This window comes from Paraburkholderia sp. MM5496-R1 (assembly GCF_050436205.1).
GTDB classification, from domain to species: domain Bacteria; phylum Pseudomonadota; class Gammaproteobacteria; order Burkholderiales; family Burkholderiaceae; genus Paraburkholderia; species Paraburkholderia tuberum.
Window position 1 is genome coordinate 1116606 of sequence record NZ_JBNDLT010000002.1, and the last position, 18131, is coordinate 1134736.

The 18131-nt window shown below is 58.6% G+C and carries 13 protein-coding genes; 3 read left to right on the forward strand and 10 right to left on the reverse strand.

Going from position 1 to position 18131, the window contains the following annotated elements; genetic code table 11:
- The first annotated feature begins 118 nt into the window (after positions 1–118).
- On the forward strand, positions 119–2641 hold the full coding sequence (locus tag OKW38_RS12085) for an FUSC family protein (RefSeq protein WP_429361642.1): 2523 nt from the start codon (positions 119–121) through the stop codon (positions 2639–2641).
- Between the two features lie 19 nt (positions 2642–2660).
- On the opposite strand, the gene OKW38_RS12090 is transcribed toward OKW38_RS12085, so the two are convergent.
- Both OKW38_RS12090 and OKW38_RS12095 read right to left on the reverse strand, forming a co-directional pair.
- Entirely contained in the window at positions 2661–2870 is a 210-nt protein-coding gene (locus tag OKW38_RS12090; protein ID WP_090804099.1) for a hypothetical protein, read from the reverse strand.
- A gap of 287 nt (positions 2871–3157) precedes the next feature.
- On the reverse strand, positions 3158–3643 hold the full coding sequence (locus OKW38_RS12095) for an Lrp/AsnC family transcriptional regulator (RefSeq protein ID WP_090804098.1): 486 nt from the start codon (positions 3641–3643) through the stop codon (positions 3158–3160).
- A gap of 138 nt (positions 3644–3781) precedes the next feature.
- On the opposite strand from OKW38_RS12095, the gene OKW38_RS12100 reads away from it, so the two are divergent.
- Entirely contained in the window at positions 3782–4450 is a 669-nt protein-coding gene (locus tag OKW38_RS12100) for a cysteine dioxygenase (RefSeq protein ID WP_429361644.1), read from the forward strand.
- 31 nt (positions 4451–4481) lie between these two features.
- Here the strand turns inward: OKW38_RS12100 and OKW38_RS12105 are convergent, their stop codons facing one another.
- Complete coding sequence (locus OKW38_RS12105) at positions 4482–7286, reverse strand: mechanosensitive ion channel family protein (RefSeq protein WP_429361646.1); 2805 nt, start codon at positions 7284–7286, stop codon at positions 4482–4484.
- 206 nt (positions 7287–7492) lie between these two features.
- On the opposite strand from OKW38_RS12105, the gene OKW38_RS12110 reads away from it, so the two are divergent.
- A complete protein-coding gene (locus OKW38_RS12110) occupies positions 7493–8971 on the forward strand; it encodes a DUF6538 domain-containing protein (RefSeq protein WP_429361648.1) in 1479 nt (492 codons plus the stop codon).
- Here OKW38_RS12110 and OKW38_RS12115 read toward each other — a convergent pair.
- The 7 genes from OKW38_RS12115 to OKW38_RS12145 all read right to left on the reverse strand — a co-directional run bounded on the left by OKW38_RS12115 (position 8961) and on the right by OKW38_RS12145 (position 17574).
- On the reverse strand, positions 8961–9542 hold the full coding sequence (locus OKW38_RS12115) for a hypothetical protein (protein ID WP_429361650.1): 582 nt from the start codon (positions 9540–9542) through the stop codon (positions 8961–8963). The genes OKW38_RS12110 and OKW38_RS12115 overlap by 11 nt on opposite strands.
- A 973-nt stretch (positions 9543–10515) precedes the next feature.
- Positions 10516–11208 (reverse strand): hypothetical protein, encoded by a 693-nt coding sequence (locus tag OKW38_RS12120; protein ID WP_429361652.1) that lies wholly within the window; start codon positions 11206–11208, stop codon positions 10516–10518.
- A gap of 809 nt (positions 11209–12017) precedes the next feature.
- Complete coding sequence (locus tag OKW38_RS12125; RefSeq protein WP_429361654.1) at positions 12018–12239, reverse strand: helix-turn-helix domain-containing protein; 222 nt, start codon at positions 12237–12239, stop codon at positions 12018–12020.
- Between the two features lie 932 nt (positions 12240–13171).
- On the reverse strand, positions 13172–13618 hold the full coding sequence (locus tag OKW38_RS12130; RefSeq protein ID WP_429361656.1) for an HNH endonuclease: 447 nt from the start codon (positions 13616–13618) through the stop codon (positions 13172–13174).
- A gap of 1899 nt (positions 13619–15517) precedes the next feature.
- On the reverse strand, positions 15518–15706 hold the full coding sequence (locus OKW38_RS12135) for a hypothetical protein (protein WP_429361658.1): 189 nt from the start codon (positions 15704–15706) through the stop codon (positions 15518–15520).
- Positions 15703–16173, reverse strand: coding sequence for a hypothetical protein (locus OKW38_RS12140; RefSeq protein WP_429361660.1), 471 nt, complete (start codon positions 16171–16173; stop codon positions 15703–15705). Before OKW38_RS12140 ends, OKW38_RS12135 begins: the two co-directional genes overlap by 4 nt.
- A gap of 54 nt (positions 16174–16227) precedes the next feature.
- A complete protein-coding gene (locus tag OKW38_RS12145; RefSeq protein WP_429361662.1) occupies positions 16228–17574 on the reverse strand; it encodes an HK97 family phage prohead protease in 1347 nt (448 codons plus the stop codon).
- Between the last annotated feature and the right edge of the window lie 557 nt (positions 17575–18131).

Consider the following 18131-nt stretch of genomic DNA (forward strand, 5'->3'; position numbering starts at 1 on the left):
GGGCATAACCCGGCCGAATGGGCGAGGTCAGAACGCGCGCAAAATCAGTTAGACTCGACGGCAGTTTCGCGCTGTCTTTCCAACTACGGTTTTCTCGGTGAATGGATTCAGGTAGTCGATGCGCTATTCGGTCGAAATAAGAAAATTCCTTTATAGCCAGTATTTTTATGGCGGCCTGCGCATCGCGGTCGGCGTGTCGTTACCGGCCATCCTGTGCCTGATCGTGTTTCACAATCGTGACCTCGGCTTCACGATCGCGACCGGCTCGCTCGGCGCCTGCGTCGTCGACATGCCGGGCCCGCTCAAGTACAAGCACAACGAGATGCTGGCCTGCTCGGTGATCGGCTTTCTGTCCGCGCTCGCCACCGGCCTCGCCACCGTCAATCCGCTCGCGCTGTGGTGCACGGTCGTGCCGCTCACGTTCGTGCTGTCGCTAATCGTCGTGTACGGCAATCGCTGGCCGCAGATCAGCTTCGCGACGCTGTTCATGATGATCATGACGCTGGAGGAGCACTTCACGCCCTTGCAGGCGCTCGCCAACGCGTCGTGGATCCTGCTCGGCGGTCTCTGGTACACGTACTGGTCGACCTTCGTGAGCCGCTGGATGATGCATCGGATCGAGCAGCAGGCGCTCGCCGAAAGCGTGTTCGCGTGCGCGGACTATCTGCTCGCGCGCGCCGCCTTCTACGATCTCGACAACGATCTCGACGAGTGCTATCGCAACCTCGTCGACAAGCAGATCTCCGCGGTCGATCGCCAGGACGCCGCCCGCGACATGGTGCTGCGCAATCTGCCCAGGTTGAAGCGCGGCAAGCTCGAACCACGCCGCGCGATGCTCTACAACCTGTTCATCAATAGCGTCGATCTGCACGAGCTGTTCGTCGGCGCGCAAACCGATTACACGCTCGTGCGCAGCACGTTCGGCGGCTCCGATCTGCTGGTGTTCTATCGCGATCTGATCCGCAAGGCGGCCGAAGATCTCGAGGAGATCGGCCTCGCGGTGCTGCAGAACCAGGCGCCGCGCATGCGCGTGAACGTGAAGGCGGAATTGCGCGCGATCGAGTATGAAATCGAACTGATGCGCAAGCAGGAGCTGCCGACGCAGAACCCGGAGGCGTATTCGGCCGTGTCGTCGAATTTCCGCCGCATCTGGAGCGCCACGCGGCTGATCGACAAGATGCGCCGAAGCCTTGCCGCCGAGCCGAGCCCGACCGAAACCGAACTGCGCATCGACCAGGCGCTGAGCCGTTTCGTGTCGAGCCGGCGCGTGCCGTTCGGGCAGATCCTGTCGAATCTGACAATGGCCTCGCCGAGCTTTCGACACGCGTTGCGCGTGACGATCGCGGTCGCCGTGGGCTTCTGGCTCGGCCGCCTGCTGCCGCTCACGAACGCGTACTGGATCGTGATGACCACCGTGATCATTCTGAAGCCCGGCTACTCGCTGACCAAGCAGCGCAACGGGCAGCGGATCATCGGCACGCTGATCGGCTGCGCGGCGAGCATCGCGCTGACCATCTTCGTGAAGGAGCCGCACATCCTGATGGTCGTGATGTTCGCGTCGATGGTGATGAGCTACAGCCTGCTGCTGTTCAACTACACGGCGAGCGTCGTGTTCACGTCATCGTATGTGCTGCTGTTGTTCCATCTGCTCGCGCCGGGCAGCATGCGCATCATCGGCGAGCGCGCGATCGACACCGTAGTCGGCTGCGCGATCGCGATCGCGGCGAGCCACCTGTTCCCGTACTGGGAGTACCGCTTGATGGGCAAACTCGTCAACAACATGATCAGCGCGACGCGGCAGTATCTCGAAGCGAGCTGGTGGTGGAGCGGTAAACCGGCCGCGGCGGTGGTCGCGGCCGTGACCGAAGCGGGCGCGCGCGCGCCGGCGGCGGCGATGGCGGATCCGGCGATCGGCTTTGGCGGCCCGGCGCTCGCCGTCGCCGGCTCCGGCGCCGGAGCCGAAGTGGCGAGTGGCGTCGGTGCGCGCGGCGCTGGGCGCGCCGGCGTGGCACAGCCGGTCGCCGACGCCAATGCCGAGGCGAACGCGGGCGAGGCCAGCCATGACACCACCACGATCCGCAACGCGACCGCGCGCCCGGCAAGCGGTGCATCGGTCGCCGCTGCCGCCGCGGCGACCGCGCTCGACCGCGATTACCGTTATCGGCTCGCGCGCAAGAACGTTCACGTTGCGTTCGCGAATCTCGGTCAGGCGTTCCAGCGGATGATGCTCGAACCGAAGTCCGCGCAGAAGTTCGTGCCGGAGTTGAACGGTCTGCTGGTGCGCAGCCATGTGCTCGCGTCGCAGATCACGGCCGCCGCGCCGCTGTTGCGCACTTCCGCGCAACAGCAGCACCAGGTCGAGGATATCTCGCTACAGCCGCTGCAGCGCGCTTTGAGCCTCGTGCGCGACAACCTGAGCGCCGCCGAAGCCGGCACCGCGTTGCCCGCCGAGCAGGGCGAGCAGATCAAACTGATGAGTCGCGAGCTCGATGCGATGGTCGTCGAAACGGAGAAATCGCCGGACTATACGGCCGATGCCGTGCATGACACGAAGCTGCTCGCGCATCAATGCAAGCAGATGCTCGCGGCGTCCGCGCAGATTCGCAAAGACGCGAGCATGATCCGGCTACCGGAGGAGTGAAGCAGGAAGCGCGCGGGCGTTATTGCGCGGCGCCGCTCGCCGGTTTCATCGCGGTGGCCGCCGCGGCTGCCTGCGAAGCCACTGGCGGCACCTGCGTGGGCTGGCTGTCGAACTCGTGCTTTTCGCGGATCGCGTTATAGAACAGCGTGGCAATCACCAGCAGGATCGCCACCACGATAAAGACGGAGATGCCAAAGGTCGGATTCTTCTTGCGCGGCGGTCTGGTCATGAAGCGGGCTCGGTTCGCGAAGCAGTCGCGGATGGGTCGGAGAAGGCGGCATTCTACGCCCAGTGGGCTTGCACGCGGCTTGCAGCCGAGGGGAGCGGTATGGATGCGCTGTGGCGCGTTTACTGTCGAGGCAGCAAGCGGCGCTCCTGACGGCACCCGGTCTGCCTCGTGTCGCTGCGGGTGATTTTGGTCTGTGCTCTCCCGTCGCCTTAAATGCATCGACCACGTCGCCATCGTAGCGAACCCGTGTTCCGTTCGTTCGTCACCGCCCCATTGCATGTCGCGCGTCAGCCGTTATTTGTGACAGTCACAGCCGGCCGCACCGGCAATGCCGTCGAATACTTGATCTGCTCCATCGCAAAGCTCGAACTCACGTCGTACAGCGGCACGGCCGTGATCAACTGTTTGTAGATCCGGTCGTAGTCGTCGATATCGGAGACCACCACGCGCAGCAGATAGTCGGTCTCGCCGCTCATCCGGTAGACCTCGACCACTTCCGGAATATCGCGCACCGCCTGCGTAAATGCGGCGGCCCATGTCTCCGTGTGCTGATTCGTCCGCACCGCCACGAACACCGTGGTTCCGACCCCGAGCTTGCGCGCGTCGCACAGCGCCACCTGCGCGCGAATCACGCCCGCCTCCTTCAGGCGCTGCAGCCGCTTCCAGCAAGGCGTCTGTGACAGGTTCACGCGCTGCGCGAGTTCGGCGATCGGCATCGTCGCGTCTGCCTGCAGCAATTCGAGCAGCTTCCGATCGATGATATCCATACTCATACCACCACCCCTCATAGGAAATTATTCTACTTTTCTGACGGTCGAGGGAATTATATGGAAACTCTTTCTCCGGGCAAACCGGTATAAATATCGATACCGAAAATTGCCGAACAGCAGCGCCCGCGCTGCAATAAAACCATGAGCGACGACCTTCGCGCCACCGCTTTCGAGCACCTTCCCGACTACCTGAAGTCGCTGCCGGACCCGGCCCGACTTGAAGTGGCCGCGTTACCGACACAAACGCTGGGCGAGATCGGGCGCACACCGCTCGAGCGCCTGTGCGAGACGCTCGATGCGATGTTCGAAGCCTGCGCGAAATTTCCGGAGCCGTCGCATTCGACATTCTTCGCGCGCACCATGCGGCTCGCGCTCGCCGAGGCGGCCGCGGACCCGGCGCTGCTCGCACCGATGCAACGCGAAGGTTCCGCCGACACCTATCGGCGCCATCTGCTCATCGCCGATCCGCAAGGCCGCTATGCGATTGCAGCGCTGGTCTGGCAGCCCGGCCAGGCGAGCCCCGTGCACGCGCATCACACCTGGTGCGGTTACGCGGTGGTCGAGGGCAAGCTGAGCGAAACGGTCTTCGAATGGGACGACGCGCATCAATGCGCGAGCGCGCTGCGCGCTCAGACGCGCAAACGCGGCGCAGTGTCGTTCGTGCGCGGCGGCCGTGCTGCGATTCATCGGCTTGGCAACAGCAGTGATGCGCCGGCGGTGTCGCTGCATATCTATGGCGTCGAAGGCGCGCAGATCGGCACGCACGTGAACGACATCGTGCGCATGGCCGACGCGGCGGAGATGGTTTGACGGTTGCACGGCCCCCAAACACACCCCCGCCTCAATTCTTCCCACCCACATCACCCGCCGTCGGAATCTGCGGCGGAATCGGCGCGGTCTGTCCGGTCGTCGGCGGCGCCGGACGCGGTTCGTGCGACACGTCACGGGCGGGCGCAAGCGGCACCTGTGTCGACGCGCGCGCCGACGGGCCAACGACGCCCACCTCATACTCAGCTTCGCGCGGATACTCGTGCGGCCCTTCGCGGTCTCTTTCGCGAGCGGGTTCACGCGCCCTTTGATGGGTTTTGCCGCGCTCGCCGTCCCGCGCCCGCTGCTGCGCCTCGCCATGCGCATGCCGGCTGTCATCGGCACCGGCATTCACAGGCGCGACGAACCCGGTCATCTCATCGTCGCGCAGCGGCTCGCCCTCGCTATCTTTCGACGATGTGTACACCCGCATCTGCGCGACCGGAATCTCGATGCCGGCCTCGTCCATCTTGCGCTTGAGCCGCAAATTGAACGCGCGCGCGACGCTCCATTGCTGCAGCGGCCGCGTCTTGATCTGCCCTTTGACGACCATCCAGTTCGGATCGAAGCGGTCGAGGCCCCACACCTCGATCGGCCCGAGCATCTCGCGCCGGTAGCGGAAGTCGGCCATCAGCTCCGCGCCGACTTCGCGGATCAGCTGCGTGATCTCGTCGACATCGGTCGAGAACGACATGCGCACCTCGAACACCGCGTACGCGAAATCGCGCGACAGGTTCTTCACGATCTTGATCTGCGAGAACGGAATCGCGTGGATCGCGCCCTGCCCGTCGCGCAGCCGCACGGTGCGGATCGACAGATGCTCGACCGTGCCCGCATGCCCGCCATCGACGTCGATCCAGTCGCCGACCGAGATCGTGTCCTCGATGATGATGAAGAGGCCGGTGATCAGGTCGGTCACCAGCGACTGCGCGCCGAAACCGATCGCCAGACCGATCACGCCCGCGCCCGCGAGCAGCGGCGTCACGTTGATGCCGAGGTTCGCGGCGGTGACGATCCCACCGATCGTCATGATCGTGACGAGCAACACGTTGCGCACCAGCGGCAACATCGTGCGGGCGCGCATGCTCGGGCTGCGCGCCTTGTTGCGCGGGCTGCCCGGATTGAGCGTCTCGGTGATCGCGGTGTCGACCAGAATCCACAGCAGCCACGCGATGAACACGGTGGCGACGATCGCCGTCATCGCATGCGCGACGCCGCGCGCCGCCACGTTCCTCTCGATCACCGCGGCCAGCGACACGCCCCACAGACGCGCCGCGGATTCGAAGAAAAACAGCCAGATGAACAATGTCAGCAAGGTGCCGCAAAAGCGCAGCAGCCGCGTCAGATACGGCGAGCGGCGCCGCGCGCGGGCGCTGCGCGGCCGCGTCATGCGCAGCACGATCGCCGACAGGAAGAACGCCAGCACCAGCAGCAGCGCGGTGACGATCGAGATCTGCAGCACGTTTTCGCTGGAGCCGGAGCCGCCGAGCGTCGCGACCACCGACGCGGTCGCGAGCACCAGCACCGGCACGTGCCACAGCGCGGCGAGCACCTCGAACGCTTCGGTCGCGGCCTTGTGGTCGTTGCGCTGTTCGTACGGCCGGTTGCGGATCAGATGCGCGACCGGCCGGCGAAACGCGAGCGCGAAATAGCCGGTCAGCACGGCGGCCGTCATGTTGGCCGCGGTCGAAATCAGCGCGGCGAGGTTGGTGCCGAGCTGATGCTCGACGTCGTAATTGACGGCTGCGTCGCCGAGCGCGCCGCACACGCCGATCACGAACAGCACGCGGCGCGCGTGATCGATCAAGAGGCGCACCGCGACGCGGCGGTGGCCCGAGCCGAACAGCGAAAACATGATCAGACAGATCGCGGAAAACACCGCGCCCGCGACGATCGCATACGCGACCACCATGCCGAGCGTGCGGCCGAGCGAATCGGGCATCGCGCGCATGAACAGCAGCGCCGCGATGAATGCGATGATCCACGGACCGACGCGGCGCAACGCGAAGATCAGCAGCTCGCGCGTGGTGGGATTGGGCCGCAGCACCAGCTCGACACCGAAGCGCCGGTGCAGCCGTTGCTGCAGATAGATCAGCGCGCCGGCACAGGCGCCCCAGCCGGCCAGCATCCCCAGCATCGCCAACAGGATCGTGCCGACACCCTCGTGTCCCTGGCCCGAGACGATCGTGTACAGCTCGTTGCCGGCCGCGGTCACGCGCCCGCTCCAGTAGCGCACCGGCGTGCGGCCCTGATGCACGTCGGATTCGAACGACGCGATGCCCGAGGCGATCGCGCCGAGCAGGCCCGGGCTAGGTTGCGCGGACGCGGGCGCAGGTGGCCCGACGGTTTGCGCGGCGCTTTGCGACACGTCGCGCAGCTTTTTCAGTTGGGCAACGAGCGCGCTGCGCTGGCGGTCGTTGTCGAGCGTGGCGATCACGCTGTCGAGCGAGCGCGCCAGCTCCGCCTGGCTCGCGGGCGACGGCGCCGACGCCGCCTCGGGCGCCGACGCCCCCGATGCCGCGGACGCAGGCGTCGCGTTCACCGTCGCGCTGTTGATCAGGCTCTGCAATGCCGGGATCACCGGCGTGCCGCCGCCGACCGCGGGGCCCGCGGCTTGCGCCATGCGCGGCAGCGCGCCGAGGCACAGAATCAGCGCGGCGCACAGCAGCGCGGCAAACCAACCGACGGCATCTGTGCTCGCGCGCGGGCGGGCGTCGCCGCTGGCCGTGTCGCGAGCGGTGTGAGCGGAGGAGAGATGGGGGGCGCTGAGAATCGCCGGCTGCTGCCCGCCGCCAGACGGCGCAGCCTCGGACTCACGCTGCGACGGGCATGACTGCATGGCAATCCGTGAGAAAACGGCAGACGCCAGTGTAGCCGCAGTTTCGCCCGGCGCGGCCGAACATGCGTAACCGAATGTTTCGCGCTTCCCACATGGGAAAGTCATATAATCGTTGATGGGCAAGCTTGGCGCGGTTTTCCGGGGCATTCCGACCTCCCTCATGTTACATAGCTATACCACGTGGTATATGCGCGTAAGAGAAAGATATGGAACATTTGATTCGCAAAGGTGCACGCTACTACTACCGCCGCAGAGTCCCCAAAGCGCTCGTAGAGGCGTTGGACGGCAAGCCCGAGATTACCCGCGCTCTCAACACCGCCGACCCCTCGGAGGCCCGCGTACGCTGCCGCAAGGTTGACGTTGAGGTAGACGAGCTATTCGCCCGGGCGCGCCAATCCGGGGGCCTCGTTCAGGTCCGTCCTCCCATGGAACAAACGCGCCCCATGTCTCCGGCCAACGAGGACTATCTACGGCGGCGGGACGAGCATGAGGAGGCACAACGCACCGCGCTTTGTGAGTCGGACGAGGAGGAAGCGGCCTCTTGGGACAAGATCGCCGCGCGCCAAGTTCGACAAGAGCGCCGACAAGAGTTTCTACGCGACGTGATGACGCAGATTGTGTCTAGAGTAGTGGCGTCCACAGCGCGCATAGACGCTCCCGCGCGTTTCGCCACACCTTTGACTGCCCCCACAACTGGCGCGCCCGGAGCAACGCTAGTGGAAGCTTTGGCGGCGTGGAAGCGTCGGCGCGACCCTACCCGGGCATCCATCAACATGATGGAACGCGTTATCGAAATTGCGCGTCGGTCCGGTATGCCGCTAGCACTTACCGCTATCACGAGGCAGCATGTAACCGCGTTCTTGGACTCGCTCGACACGCTCTCTAGGGCTACGCAACGGTCTTACCTCTCGTTGCTCAAAGCGCTGTTCTCAGCGTGCGTGTCCGATGACTTGTTAGCTTCAAATCCGGCCAGCGTCGTAAAACTGGATGCAGCGAAACAGCGAAGCGTAAAGGCACGTATCCCGTTCTCTACTGCGGACCTAAACGTTATCGTGTCCAGTCTCCGCAACGATGACGCCAAGCCGTCTAACTACTGGCTCCCTCTCGTTTCGATGTTCACCGGCATGCGCATGATGGAAATCGGCCAATTGCGAGCGAACGATATAAAAATCGAGCATTACACCGACTCGGCCGGTAAGCGTCACAGCGTCCCGTTTATCTACGCAACCGACGAGGGCGACGAGCAAAGCCTCAAGAGTCAATCCAGCAAGCGGCGTATCCCGGTACACCCGGAGCTAGAGCGGCTAGGATTTGTGAAATACGCGCGGAGCGTTTCCGGCGAGGCGCGGCTATTCCCTGAACTGAAAATGGACAAGTACGGACGGATTACCTCGCGGTACTCTCAGACATTTGGCAAGCGTCTACGGGAAGTATGCAAAATCACGGACGCGCGTAAGACGTTCCACAGTTTCCGGCACGGATTTAAAAACGCTCTCCGGGAGGGGGGCGTTACGGAGGACGTTAGCGACGCCTTGACGGGCCACAGCACGGGCAGCGCAGCTCGCAGCTACGGAGACGATTACTGGCCGGTCCGCCCGCTCGTAGAGGCTATAGAGCGAGTCAGCTATCACGGTCTGGAATGCCCGCCTAGCGATTCGCATAGCAGGAAAGGGACTACGCGCTGATCGAAAGCAAGCCAAGTCCGTACAGCAAAAGGCGAGAAAGCAGATAGAGCACCGTAAAGAAGCCGATGAACATAAGCGCCCGTGCGAATACGTAGACGTAGCTAGGAAGTTTTTTAAAAATGAGAATCTGTATCCGCTTTGCGGGCCCCTCCCTTGATCGAATCGCAATTAACACAGGAAGGTTACGGTAGCTGAGCAATTGCAGCGTCACTAACTCCTTTGGGCCAAGCGCGTCAATCTTGATGGCATGGTGACCGTTTGCAAGATGTGACTCCTCGTAGACGATACCCTCAGCGAACTGCATATGATCCGGACGGCGTTGGTGAATAATTTCGAGCTTCTCAACCGCCTTACTACCGCGATTCTGAATGGTCAACGTGTTTGTCTGAATGGCAAACACGTTCGGTTGATCCGGTTGCGCCGGGTTCGGATCTTGTGGAACGTGAAATAAAAATGTGTGGGGCAGCCAGTATACAAGTCGAGCTTTTCCCTCAAGCCGTTTGACTATCAGGGTGAATACGAATGTAACGAAAGCCGAAAAAATCGTCGAGTAGATGCTTTCTCTGGTCACGGTCTCGACCTCGCATAAATTCGTTGGCAGATTCTACAGCTAGGTGCGATTGCCAGAGGCTAAACGACTCACGGGTTTTCAGGACATTACCAAACTGCGCGAGAGCATCGAGGGGCACGGGGCAACGCGGCTCTGTACTGTATACCCGTACAGTATTCCGGGGCGCATCATGGGTTTATTCCAGATAGACGGCGAGGCGCACCATTGCCGCCGTTGTGAGCATTGGGGAGGCGATACGGACGCGGGCCAGGCGGTTTGCCTACGGCGCGGGACGCAAGTACAGGCGTTGCCCGAGTCGGGGTGCGCGTTTTGGGTCCGTGCTATCGGTATTGATGACGAGACACAGGCCCCATTTGTTCGAGGTTCGCAATCATCATCGACGAGGTGGTAATGAAGACAGCACTTTATGATCTCGCCGGTGTAGTCGGGGATGCGGCGAGATCATCGACCAGGTGTTTCGTCTCCTACGTGCGCGCCCCTGATGAGTAAAAGATTCTACAAATAAGCCCAAAGAGAGAATCCTAACGAACCTCACCAATCAAATGATGGATGAAAAGTGAAGGGGCGCGGTCCCGGTTTTCTTCACTTGCTCAGGACCATCTAGACAACGCTGTATGATTGGTGCTGCGGCGTGCAATTGAAGGTTTATGCCGCAAACGGCGAGGGACCCGACCTGGCTAATCTTCCCGGACTAACAGGTGGGTCCCTCAATTAGCAATTAATCAACAAAGGTGTACGCATGAACGACCATGCGCCGTTGTACCTTCTGATCGCGATTGTCTATCTGTTGATGTTCCTCGATAGCATTCGCTAACTGCTAGTCAACCCCCGGCCCCGGAAAGGGCCGGGATTTAACAGCACAAGAGTAGCACGACTTTTCGTTACACGTTGTTAGCGAATTGTTGGCTTGGTTAGCCTCGCGTGTCGTGAACTAGCCGTCTATAGCGGCCCGCTGGATAACCAAGGAGCGCCCTTATATCCCAAGCCTAGCGCTTAGCTCCGGCCAGTTGACAGCCGACATAATGCGCTCTTGTATGACGTTCTTTGACCGCTTGGGCGTAACGACGTTGCCATCCTCGTCCTTAACCTCCTCCTCGTAGTAGCCAGGGATATAAATATCGTCCCACATAGCCTTATCCGCTACGTCCCAAATGAACGCCTTAATCTCTGTGGCCGCCTCGTCCACCTTGACAGCGCCTGTTGCTTGCACGTTGTAGCCGAGTGGCCCCTTAAGGTTTGCGTAGACCTTGTCTTTGCTCTTGCGGTGGAATACCTCAACGATGAACGGTCTGCCTAGTAATTCCGCCATGTGAACGGCAAACCCGCCGTGAGCCTCGTTCATCATCGTAAAGAGCTTGTCGAAATTTGACCAATGTTCACCGGATAGCGCCTCCTGGACAGTAACGCGGTGCGGGATAACCGTTCCGTCCTCGATAACGCGCGGTTGGTGGTTCGGGCCGGAAAGCTCAAAGACAAGATTAACCTTGTCCGTAATGCGTCTCCTACCCTCAAACTCCTCCTCATGCTTGCCCATTTCATAGTAACCAACGAAACGGGCATATGCATAGCCAGTAGCGGGCGGAACGTAGCCGCTCTCGGAGCGTATGCGTTTCCGCCTAGCCTGCTCAATTGCCTTATCGACCAGCCGTAGTACCCGTGGGTCCATTTTGATTGACTCCGCGACAGAAAGCACAGAGTAGCGCCATACAAGGCACCAGTCTATATCTCAGGAATCCTGTCAATATATTTGTGCAAAGGTTGACGGCATCATAGTGGCGATTAGCGCGGGCTCATGCGTTATTATGTAGATGGCGGACCCGAAAGACTGCATCCGCATCCGCCAGGGCGAAAACGGGATGGGCTGCCGCTGCGGGGTTTACCGGTTTCCCGACACAACAATAACCGGCCTCTCGCTCAACGATTGCAATTACACCGTCCAGTAATTGGAGGAAGAATGCAACGGTTTACCAATGCCATAAGAGATTCTGTGCAAAACCAGAATTGGTACGGGGCCTTGACATTAGCCCTAACCCTCCCGGACGTGTGTGGGAAGTTAGAAAACCTCAACGGCGGTTCGCAGGCCAGATACACAGCATGGTTTGCTACGTGGCTAGAACCCACCTACACATACCATGTAGGCCCGACGAGAGTACGACAGATATTCCTCAATGGTAACGACTGCTATGCGCTTCGATGCAGCTACCTGCATGAAGGCGCAGGAAATATCGAACATCAGCGCGCACGCGAGGCACTAGACCGGTTCCACTTCATTACGCCACCACCGAACGGGAACAAGGTCCACTGCAACCGAGCCGATAACACCTTGCAACTTCAGGTCGATATCTTTTCGTTGGACGTAGCAAACGCGGTAGATAGGTGGGCCGAAGCGGTTGCAGGAAACGCGGAGATTCGGGAGCGCATGCGTAGCCTTTTGGTGATACACGATAGCTACAACGGCGTACGATTCTAAGGCGGTCAGGCTGCCAGTTTCTTGCGTAGCGTTATCCTATTAATGCCCAAATACTCCGCTGCAAGCGCCTGATTGCCTCCGGCATGCTCGACCATCATTTCTATAACGGGACGCTCTACGGCCTTTACAACCATGTCATAGACGCCCTGTGGGGCCTGCCCGTAAAGCTCCTTCAAGTACAACCCAAGCCGAAACCGCACCGCTTGCTCGATAGTAGGAATCCCCATAAATCTCCGTGGCTAAAAAATATACAACGAATGAAACTGTAAGCATTCGACCGCCCGCAAACCCGCGCCAGAGCTTGACCATTTTTTAAGCAACGAAGCCGAACCGCCCGCAAACCCTTGTCGCACGTTGGTCCCCTTAGGGCTCCCGTAGCAGACTGTAGATAATCAAGGGATAACTCCCGGTAGACCACGGTAACCATAAGGCCAAGAGGCTCGCGCCAGCGGGCCGGATTGGTCGCATGGCGGGATGCGTTAGCAGACCGAGTTAGTATGGAATACTATCTATAAGATCAGCATCAACAACTACAAGGACGTACCGAGGATCGTTAGACATAAGCTCAACATGATTAATCACATTACCTATATGCCTTGCTCGCTTAGCTTTCGCTAGCTCGCTCGTCATCCCTGAGACTACGTATCTCCTGAGAATTTGATATAGGATAGGATTAGAGTACACAAGGTCAGAATTAGTATCGGAATCGTAGTTATCAATCTTTGAACGAATCGCTATCTCTCTATCAGTTAGGATTACGTTCTCAACGATTTCTATCTTATCCCTAGCGATGTAACTTGAATGGCTATTAGTAGCATTGCTATAACCGGCACAATACTTAGCTACTGCATCACCTAATGAAATACTCTCAAATCTTGCCCTAGCCCTTACTTGCCTATCCTTATCCAAATCATACCCGGAGCATACCCGGTCTTTGCTCGCTTTCGCTCGCTGACCTGGTCTGCGTCTACTGTATTGGTTCAAGGAATCGTACAGTGTGTCTTGGTCAAACGATACGGTCTATCTGTCATCCTCGTATATGGTCTAACCTCATAGAACCAATCCGCAGTAGTCTTAGCCGCTTTCCTGCTACTGAATACCTGTGATCCAAGTAAAGGACTATCACAACGTATCTTCCATCCGGTTAATCTCATGTGGTCTACCGGTTCCAATGATGACTAGGATTAGTTGGATAACCATCATGGTCCATACCTGTTCTTACCTTGAATCCTCTGTCTCTATTGGTCTTATCCACATGGCATGGATTACATAGGTATTGCAAATTATCGTCATCATTAGACCCGCCTTGCTCTAATGGCTTAACGTGGTCTACTACCCCACGTAGGTCCACCCGCTTACATGCTTGGCATGTATATTGGTCTCGCTGCTTGATTCGATCCCGTATCTTTCCCCAGGCGTGGCCGCTAAGGTCATCGATACGTGGTGCATTCGTTGCTGCTAAGCGTTGCTTCTGCTTGGTCGTTAATGGCTTGCCGTTGCGTTTGACCGAGTTACTTACAGCACACCCAGGACAACGCCACTCCATACCTGCGTAGCCCGGTTCGGGCCACTTGTGTCTAACGCATTCATATCTATGATCAATCATTCGTTTTCCTAAATTGTGTCCGTGTGGGGTCTAGCGGGTTGACAGATGGACCGCGTAGGGCTATGGGGGGTATGCCAAATTGCAGAGGTCAAAGCCCGCAGCGCCGACAGGTTCACCGTATTTAAATCATAAGCCCAAGTTAACAACTTTTTAAGGCCAAAATCGGCTTGAAACCCAAGCTAGGCAAGGATTCCAGCCAAAATTGGTCTGTAAATTTATGGCCCTAGCTCTGAGGGACTACGGGTAACTCCATTGGGTTATCCGTTGTGTACTGTTGGTCCTCGTCAATCTCGCATTTGTTCTCACGGACCAAGTAGCGCCACAGGCCGGGGATAAGGTTAGTGCGGCAAGTGTCGCCATGTTCCTCCCAAAGCTGAGCCCGCATTTCAACCGGGGAGGCTGCGACCTGATAGCTACGTCCGTTATCAGTTACCCGTTGTGCGCCAAGCTGCAAACGCCTAGTAAGTTGCCCCTCCTCCCTCGTAAATTTATCCTTGGCCGATACCTTGGGGTTAGTCTTATCCGTACCGGCTGCGGTCTTTACCGTGAAACCCTCGCGGACTAATGCTCTATCGAGCTTATCAATCTGGCTCCGCACGGTTGCTAGTCTATCTGCCTGTAATCGGTCCGCTTGGGTCCAAGACAATCGCTGAGCCAGAATTGCGGCTAGGTGTACGTTTTTGCTTGCCATTAATTTATCTCCTTTAAACTCAGTCCGAGCAGGCGCTCAAGAGTAGTACGCCTATGCTCTCGGTCTACGGGGCTAAGGTTTTGTGTGTCTAGCTGCATCAGTATTCGGGACTCGCTTCGAGCGGACAGAAAGCGCTTACGGCTGTCCAGCCAGTCCTCATCGGGCAAAGATAGCCCGTACTCGATGCGTGGGTTAGTCGCGATGGGAACAACAACAATCTCGTTAAGGAGCGTGCCCGGTTCGTACATTAAGATTTGGTCCCTCGGTATCTCAGCCTCTATTACTACAGGCTCCCGCCAGTCGTCGTCCATGTCAGGGACTGCGTGATAACACGCGATGTCTCTATTGAGGCTCCAACTCATGCCGGTTGCTGCGCTCTCCCATGCTGAGATACCGCGCGTTCCCCGGTATGCCCTAACGGTAGGACCAAGGTTTGCGGGCACTGGAAACGCCGCGTAACGGAACATGCCGATAACGGCAGGCAGTGCAGTTGCCGCCCCGATCAACGTACCGTGTTGCCTAATCCAGAAGTCGCGCAGCAAGTACCGAAACGGAACACGCGGAGCCCTTACGCGGTACATTTCCAGAATGAATCGGGCACTCTCCTCGTTTGACAACCGATTAATCAGTGCATATAGGCTCCGGAATTCCCCTTGCAGGGCGCGACGTACGTATCTTCGTGCCTCCGGATTCGTGTTCGATTCGCTCCACCTTATGAGCCGCGCTAGGCGGCTACTCTTTTTATCGCTAATTTCAATCCTCCTCAGTACACCCCGAAGAACAACCAACCCGTAATAGGATTGGGGTAATTCAGGCCAGAAGTGCTACTGTAGGTCCAATAGATTCCGTTAGAGTCAATGGTGATAATAGGCGGGGGTGTTTGGTTGGATATGTGCGCAAACATAAAATCCGGTTGGAATGACCAAAACGGGATTCCGTCCGACATATCACAAGCAACGCTCCCCGCGTGACCGAGCACTTGGACACGGCCTTTAATCCTCCCCACGCGGTCGGACGAGTCCAGGAGTAAAACCCCGGACGCGTTGAAAATCTGGAGACCTGCGCTCAACGAGGACGCTCCTTCAATTCTCGCAACTTCTCTCTTAAGTCGCGTCGCATGTATTTCCTAATTGACGCCTGCTCGTGCCGACTCATAGCTTCGCTGCGTTCGAACGAACGAGAGCGGCGTGTAGCGTGCGACGGCGCGCTCATTCACGTTCTGCCTGCTGCAATTGCAACCCGATAAGCTTATGCTGAGCCATCGCCTTAATCATATCGTTACGTGCAATTACTAGGCGTGCAGTTACGTTATCGCGGTCAGCGCCCTCGATAAGATCGGCAAGCCCCTGCTCGTCTTTACCGGCAAGGATGCCCGAGTAATCGAATTCCATTTTCATACGTTGAATTCCTTACAAATACGCTCAATCTCCGCCCGCGCCGCATCAGCGGCCTTAACTTTTGCATATTCCAGGCCAACGTCACGGCCCGCCTCGACAGCTACGTTAAAAGCGTGCTGCGCTTGCTCAACATCGGGCATTTCAGCCATACCACCAAAATAGCGGCGCTTCATTAATTCCCAATGCTTGCGCGCCGCCGCCGTCTTGTCGCCCCCTGCCTTGTAGTCTGGCGCAATATCCTCAAGACTGCGCAAACCGGCGGCCTTTTCAATGGTCCGCTCATGACCTTGAATTTGTGCGCGGGCGGACGCGCGGTGCATCTCCTTGACTTCCTCCGCCGACATTACGCGCCCCTGAGCGTCTTTTACGGGAAAGTTGAATTGGAGACGCGCTCCCTTTGCCATCAAGTCGTCAAGGGACTCCGGGGTCTTGGGTTTAGTGAGCTTAGATGCAAGTTTTTCAAACATATGTAGTCCTCAGGAGAATGGCCGCATATAGCGGCCTTGGGTTCAATGGGTGAGTTAGATAGAGGCGGCGACGGGGTTCGTCATCGCGCTATAGTCGAAATATTTCGAGACCTTGAGGCCAACGCCGTTTTCCTGGAACAGCCGGTACACCTGTGCGCCCTCCGCGTGTTCGGGGTCGGTATCCATCGTCAGATCGGCCTCCGTGCTGCGGTCGATGAACTTAGGGCCATCGAATACGGCCATGCGTTTAGCGTCAACGAGCAACAGCGTACCAACCGGCATGGCGAGCACGGGCAAAACCGGGAGTTGGTAATAGCGACCACCGTTCGGCCCTACCTCGTTCTCTTGGGCGCTACGGAGCGTAGCCAAGTACTCTGGGTTACCCAACCAGCAAGCGGTGCGAATGTCGCCCGTGAATGCCTCGATAGCGTCCTTAATCGTGGTCTTGGGAGTACCGGCCAGCGTGAGCAATTCGCTCGTAACGATTTGGTCAACGCCGTTATTGGCAGCGTTCTCAAGGTTAGTGTTTAGATAGGACATAACCTCATCCGAGCCAATCGCCACCAACTCCGCGTTGGCCACGATGACCAACCCTACTTTCCGGGACGTCTCCAAGACAACCGCCGTACTGGGCGCAATCGCCGGGGCGCGCGCACCCTCAGGCACTTCCGGCGCAACCAGGTTAGCCGCTTGGGTCAATGCACGGACGTTAGGAGGCAATTGAGGCGCGCCAAGGTCAATTAGCTGAGCAATCACGCTGCGGGTAACAACCGGTTGCAGCATCGTTACGCCGCTCTGTTGCGACGGATAAACTAGATTAGGATTGTTAGCGGTAGTGGCCGGAGCGACAGCAGACTTAACGGCAGCATCCATAGGCGACATAGCGAGGGCCTTACGGATTTGATTGATAGCGATTTGATTCATGGTGTTTCCGTTCGAGAGATTGAGAGATTTGAAAGCGGTAATACGGGCATCCGGGTTTGCCGGGACAGCGACTAGGCTTAGCTCATGTACGGCCGCTTTGCTGTACAGCGTTCCGCCGTTGGATAACGCTTGTGACTTGACGGGCCGGAATCCAATACTTACGCCCTTGATAATGCCGCTCTTGACGCTGTGCCAAGCGGTATCGGTTCTAGTCTTTACTTCGCCGTCCTCGTCCACCTTGGCGATACGAGCGCGAAACGGGAGACCCTTAGCCGTGGGGGTTCCAAACGTCACGGTCCCCACCGGCTGCGCGTGGTCGTGCCCGAGCAACAACGGCGCCTCCTTCTGGAACGTAAGGCCCATTGGGTCAACAATGTCATTTACGCGGTCCACGGCGGGCGTACTAGCAATACCCTCAATTTCTCGTTGCTCCTCTGAGATTGCCTTAACGACAATCTGTGAAAACGATTTTTCCATCAATTCCTTATGATTAGAGTTACTAATGAAACTGCTTAGAGTTTGCGGCTTTGTTATCTACCAGCTAGGCCGTAAGTCGCAAAGGCGGCCCGCTTACGCACAACTTCTCAGTGGTTTTCCCTAATGTACTGCTCGATAGCTGCCTTAACTATCACGCTAGCCGTGCAGTCCTTGGCTACTGCTAGCTCGCGCACCTGCCTAACAAGCTCAGGCGGGGCCTTGGTACTAAGCACACGTACCTTGTCGTTCGTATAAGGTGCTTCCGGCATCGCTCCATTACGTGCCACTGTGTACTCCTATGTAATTTTAGAAAATCGGAAATTGGTAGACGACTCCGCGTTACAAGACGGACGGGGTACGGCGATCTATCCGCATACGCGTACCGACCGGCAAAGCGCATACAGCCTCGCGCCCCGCCGCCTCGGTATCGTTTGTACAGTGACGCGCTACAACCCGCATACGCGCAACTCCCCTACTCTGTTTCGTGTAAGCGTCTCGCGTTGGCACTAGCTGGAAACCATAGTGAGTCAAGGTAGCGGTTACCAACCGGTGCGCCG

Coding starts and splice junctions, on each gene's coding strand:
- OKW38_RS12085 (WP_429361642.1), top strand. CDS start 119: ATGCGCTATTCGGTCGAAATAAGAAAATTCCTTTATAGCCAGTATTTT.
- OKW38_RS12090 (WP_090804099.1), bottom strand. CDS start 2,870: ATGACCAGACCGCCGCGCAAGAAGAATCCGACCTTTGGCATCTCCGTC.
- OKW38_RS12095 (WP_090804098.1), bottom strand. CDS start 3,643: ATGAGTATGGATATCATCGATCGGAAGCTGCTCGAATTGCTGCAGGCA.
- OKW38_RS12100 (WP_429361644.1), top strand. CDS start 3,782: ATGAGCGACGACCTTCGCGCCACCGCTTTCGAGCACCTTCCCGACTAC.
- OKW38_RS12105 (WP_429361646.1), bottom strand. CDS start 7,286: ATGCAGTCATGCCCGTCGCAGCGTGAGTCCGAGGCTGCGCCGTCTGGC.
- OKW38_RS12110 (WP_429361648.1), top strand. CDS start 7,493: ATGGAACATTTGATTCGCAAAGGTGCACGCTACTACTACCGCCGCAGA.
- OKW38_RS12120 (WP_429361652.1), bottom strand. CDS start 11,208: ATGGACCCACGGGTACTACGGCTGGTCGATAAGGCAATTGAGCAGGCT.
- OKW38_RS12125 (WP_429361654.1), bottom strand. CDS start 12,239: ATGGGGATTCCTACTATCGAGCAAGCGGTGCGGTTTCGGCTTGGGTTG.
- OKW38_RS12130 (WP_429361656.1), bottom strand. CDS start 13,618: ATGATTGATCATAGATATGAATGCGTTAGACACAAGTGGCCCGAACCG.
- OKW38_RS12135 (WP_429361658.1), bottom strand. CDS start 15,706: ATGAAAATGGAATTCGATTACTCGGGCATCCTTGCCGGTAAAGACGAG.
- OKW38_RS12140 (WP_429361660.1), bottom strand. CDS start 16,173: ATGTTTGAAAAACTTGCATCTAAGCTCACTAAACCCAAGACCCCGGAG.
- OKW38_RS12145 (WP_429361662.1), bottom strand. CDS start 17,574: ATGGAAAAATCGTTTTCACAGATTGTCGTTAAGGCAATCTCAGAGGAG.